This is a genomic window from Oleiphilus sp. HI0066 (assembly GCF_001635725.1).
Map to the genome: position 1 here is coordinate 1 of NZ_LWFH01000963.1, position 534 is coordinate 534.

At 44.9% G+C, this 534-nt stretch carries 1 pseudogene; it reads left to right on the top strand.

What is annotated here, in order from left to right:
• Nucleotides 1–165 (top strand): annotated as a pseudogene (locus A3738_RS31015) (allantoinase); the annotation flags it as partial.
• Nucleotides 166–534 lie beyond the last annotated feature (369 nt).

Genomic DNA, 534 nt, shown 5'->3' on the forward strand with positions numbered 1-534 from the left:
AAAATGTTAAGTATTGGCTTGCACTGTCGTTTGGTTGGTCGTCCAGGTCGTGCCGCGGCTCTGGCGCGTTTCTTAGATTATGTTCAGTCGCAAGAAAATGTTTGGGTGACGCGTCGCATAGACATAGCCAAGCACTGGCATGAGAATCACCCTCCAGTTAAGTAAGTCAGAGCTACTGCGCTTACTTATACTGCGTTAAAAATTGGGGTCAGAGTAAAAGTACTCTGACCCCAATTTTATTCTTCCAAACTTTAGCTACACTTTTGTTCAATTTTAGAACTTCTATTGGGGTGACCTATGTCTACCGAGCAAGAGCAAATGAAACTCCTAATTGATCTTCACTCGCACAATGAGCGTCAAGGCCCCGGCGGTAAAGCAGAGATTGAGTAAGCGATTTATTTGGCCGGCTTAGATTTTAAGGTCAAGTATCGCATCGCAGATATTGGCTGTGGGACAGGCGCAGCGAGTCTCGTACTGGCTGATACCTTAGATTGCGATATTACTTCGGTAGATTTTCTGCAGGCCTTTTTAGAT